The sequence below is a fragment of the Moorena bouillonii PNG genome (genome assembly GCF_001942495.1).
GTDB lineage: Bacteria > Cyanobacteriota > Cyanobacteriia > Cyanobacteriales > Coleofasciculaceae > Moorena > Moorena bouillonii.
On record NZ_MKZS01000001.1, the window covers coordinates 7,379,211 to 7,382,938 of the forward strand.

Here is a 3,728-nt window from a genome sequence, read left to right on the forward strand (position 1 = left end):
TTCCGACTCCCGACTCCCGACTCCCGACTCCCGACTCCCGACTCCCGACTCCCGACTCCCTGTTCCCTGTTCCCTGTTCCCTTTTATTTAGTATGAATTGGCTGATTGAGCCCCTAGGTTTTGAATTTATGCGGAATGCGATCGCAACGGCTGTGCTGTTGGGGATATTAGGCGCAGTGGTAGGCAGCTACTTAATTGTACAACAAATGAGCCTGATTAGTAGTGTGATTGCCCATGCAGTTTTACCTGGTCTCTCAATCGCCTTTTTTTTAGGAATAAATATCTCTATTGGTGCCTTTATTGCAGGTGTCCTTAGCGCTTTAGTTGTCGCCGTAATTCCTAAGCGTACGCGAGTCAAAGTGGATGCAGCAATGGCGTTGACTTTCAGCAGTTTTTTAGGTTTGGGAGTGATACTAATTACGGTGCTGAAAACTAACCAACTTGACTTAGAAAATATTCTTTTTGGTGACATCTTAGGGGTGAGACCAGGAGATGTCTGGCAAACCCTGGTGATTACAGGAGTAATTTTACTATTAACAAAGTTGTTCTATAAAGAGCTATTATTCTATACTTTTGATCCTTTGGGAGCGCAAGCTAGCGGTTTACCGGTAAAAGTCATTTATTTTGGGTTAATCTTGGCGATTACTCTCACCATTGTCGCCAGTATGCAGACGGTAGGGGTGTTGCTGGTTATTTCTATGTTAATCGGACCCGCGACTACGGCTTATTTATTAGTCAAAGAATTACATCACATGATGGGTTTAGGCTCAATGATTGGAATTATTTCCAGTGTCAGTGGGATGTATATAAGCTATTATTTTAATTGGCCATCAGGTCCAGCAATTGTAATGGTAATCTTTGGCTTATTTTTCCTGGCATTTTTGTTTAGCCCAAGCCAAGGGATTCTCACGGAGCCAGCGATAGCAGGTCGCCCGGCTAAGTTATTGACTTTGCTGAAAGAGTTATTGAGATTGAATCGAGGGTAAGCAATCAGTTGACAGCAATCAGCAATCAGCAATCAGCGAACAGCGATTAGCGCTACGCGCACGCTACTTGAGGTACTATCAGCCATTAACTATTAGGTATTGGCTATCAGCATGTTGAACATGGTAATAGCATGTTCAACATTCTAGAGTATACTGAAGAAATCAAGAATAGTGTAGTGTAAGGGCTAGCAACACCCATGCACTAGAACTCAGCTTACTCTAATCTCTGGTCATGGTTGAAAAACTTACAGTTAAAAATTTTGCTGGTATCGAGGAACTAGAGATTGAGGTTAAACGAATCAATATCGTGATTGGACCTCAAGCTAGTGGCAAAAGTGTATGTGCTAAACTTCTTTTTTACTTTAAAAACTTTGTTTGGAAAATTTTATATACAGTAGAAAATCAACAAACAAAGCGTCAACTAGAGTCAAGTTACTCTAAAACTTTTGAAAACTACTTTCCTCCAGATTCATGGGGAGATGATGATTTCTATATTAAGTATGATATCTCTAATGTTTTTATCGAAATTTCAAAAAAACCAAATACTAAGGGTAAACTTGATATTAGTTACTCAGAATTATTTAAAAAAGAACTATTAGAATTACGCAAAGGGCTGAAAAAAATTAGCGGGAAAAGCTCTGACAAAATTACTCAATTGGAGCTGGTTGAAAGAATTTTGTTCAGTAGGGAAATTCTAAGAGAACAGTTGACAAAATTTTTGAGTAGTTCAGTATGTGATGAGGCAGCTTATACCCAGCTTTTTATTCCTGCTGGTCGCTCTTTCTTTGCGAATCTCCAAAGTAGTATATTTTCTTTGATTTCTAATAAGAGTGTTATCGATCCATTTCTGATCGAGTTTGGTTCCACTTACGAAACTATAAAACGTTTGAATGTGAGAATCATCAAAGAAACTGAAGATATCAACAAAAAAGAGATAAACGATGAAATCGACAGGCTTGTTAAAAAAGTGTTATGTGGGGAACACATACAGGAAAAAGGCGAAGATTTTGTGAAGATGGCAGATGGAAGACGGATTAGTATTGCCAACTCTTCTTCTGGTCAGCAAGCAACATTTCCCCTGACGATTATGCTTTCAGCATTATCTTTTTTAGTTGATGCTCGTTCGGCTGGACAAACTGTTTATATTGAGGAACCAGAAGCTCATCTATTTCCAAGCGCACAACGAAACATGGTTGAGTTAATCGCCTGTGTTTTTAATTCTGATCGGAAAAAACTTCAATTCTTTATCACCACCCATAGTCCTTACATCCTAACTTCAATTAATAATCTTATTCAAGCTGGTATGCTCTATGAAGAATCTAGCGAGGATGTCTTACCTAAATTAGAAGAAATCGTTCCTAGGTATAAAGCCCTGAGTACCTTGGATTTATCAGCCTATGTCCTAGAAAATGGCAAAGCTGAAAATATGTTAGACAAAGAGACAGGTCTGATCGATGCCAATCTTATTGACGGTGTTTCTGATGAGCTAGCTATTGAGTTTGATGAACTTCTGGACTTAGCGTGAGTATTTATGAAATCTTGCCCAGGCTGTGAGGAATATAAAGATGACAAGAAAATCGTATTAAAGGAAAAGAAAAGTAAACTAACTTTTGAAAATCACAACAAAGATAAAATATTAGTAATTAAAGTTGATGGCTGCGCTATCCGAGATAATGAAACTCTGCGCTGTGATTATGCCCTTGTTTGTAGTAACGGATTAGAAATTTATGTAGAGTTGAAAGGACGTGATATTCCCCATGCAGTTAAGCAAATAGAATCGACTATTAGGTTACTTTCAGATAACCCAAAAAAAATCAAAAAGTGGTGCTTTGTAGTTTCTACTCGCGTTCCCAGGCAAACAACGACCATACAACAGCTAGAAAAGAAGTTTGATAAGAACTATAATGCTGAATTCAAAATTAAGACTATTCAAGATAGTTGTGATTTAAGTAAGCTCACCATCAAGAAAAAAAGTAGGTAAGCCTATGCTTAGGCTTCTTCTTCTTGACTTTCTTTAGAGTAAAGTCACTGTATGCTACTTCAGTCTCCTGATTTTGAGCCTAACTGGTTGAGCTGTGTCTATTTTATAGGGAAGTCCGAAGAAAGGTGACAATTGGGCAACTAGGGAATTGTACTAGGAAGTCTGCTGAAACTTGATTGCGATTGACCTTTGGCCAAAAGGCCACGCTACGCGAACGGTCACGCTACGCGATCGCATCACCGGTTTTCTAGCTAGGGGTCGGGGGCGATCGCGAGCCCTAGGTGAATTAGGCCAGACTTAGAGATACTCTTAAACCGTCATTAATCGGGATAATCCGGTATAAAACGGTCAAGGTGCAATTTATTGTTGCCTGAGGGAGGAGTGGTAGTCAGCAATTGGAGTTAAGCCTTCCACTCATCTTTCTAGGCGATCCTGGCATCTCGACCAGGAGTTCCTTAAAAGCCTTAGTTTTGCTATGCTTGCAATTAATCCATCCAAGCTCAACTGCATCAAGCAAACTAAGTCCCATCCCTTCCGGAGACGAAACCTTAGAATAAGGCAGCCTTAATCATAAAGTTTTAAACCTTTTACCCATAGCCGACAAACCATAAAGGCTGCCTTATTCTGACGGTAACTTCTAACCAAGAAACGCGCGGTACGACGCAACAATACTGCCTGCACCTCGGTTTTACTCATGTACCGGGTGATTTATTAAACTAAGCCGAGGAGTCGCCTCCCTGACTCGTCTTCAGAACCGTACG

At 39.9% G+C, this 3,728-nt stretch carries 4 protein-coding genes; all 4 read left to right on the top strand.

The features are described 5' to 3' along the window. Positions 1–92 precede the first annotated feature (92 nt). The 4 genes from BJP37_RS30075 (at position 93) to BJP37_RS44070 (ending at position 3,268) form a co-directional block, all read left to right on the top strand. Positions 93–986, top strand: a complete 894-nt coding sequence (locus BJP37_RS30075; RefSeq protein WP_075904401.1) for a metal ABC transporter permease — start codon at positions 93–95, stop codon at positions 984–986. Between the two features lie 232 nt (positions 987–1,218). Continuing rightward, the gene (locus tag BJP37_RS30080; RefSeq protein ID WP_075904403.1) at positions 1,219–2,511 is read left to right on the top strand and encodes an AAA family ATPase; all 1,293 of its coding nucleotides are present in this window, start codon (positions 1,219–1,221) and stop codon (positions 2,509–2,511) included. A 6-nt stretch (positions 2,512–2,517) separates the two neighbouring features. Beyond that, entirely contained in the window at positions 2,518–2,967 is a 450-nt protein-coding gene (locus BJP37_RS30085) for a hypothetical protein (RefSeq protein ID WP_075904406.1), read from the top strand. A gap of 172 nt (positions 2,968–3,139) precedes the next feature. After that, positions 3,140–3,268 (top strand): hypothetical protein, encoded by a 129-nt coding sequence (locus BJP37_RS44070; protein WP_269087092.1) that lies wholly within the window; start codon positions 3,140–3,142, stop codon positions 3,266–3,268. The last annotated feature ends 460 nt before the right edge of the window (positions 3,269–3,728 follow it).

Coding starts and splice junctions, on each gene's coding strand:
- BJP37_RS30075 (WP_075904401.1), top strand. CDS start 93: ATGAATTGGCTGATTGAGCCCCTAGGTTTTGAATTTATGCGGAATGCG.
- BJP37_RS30080 (WP_075904403.1), top strand. CDS start 1,219: ATGGTTGAAAAACTTACAGTTAAAAATTTTGCTGGTATCGAGGAACTA.
- BJP37_RS30085 (WP_075904406.1), top strand. CDS start 2,518: ATGAAATCTTGCCCAGGCTGTGAGGAATATAAAGATGACAAGAAAATC.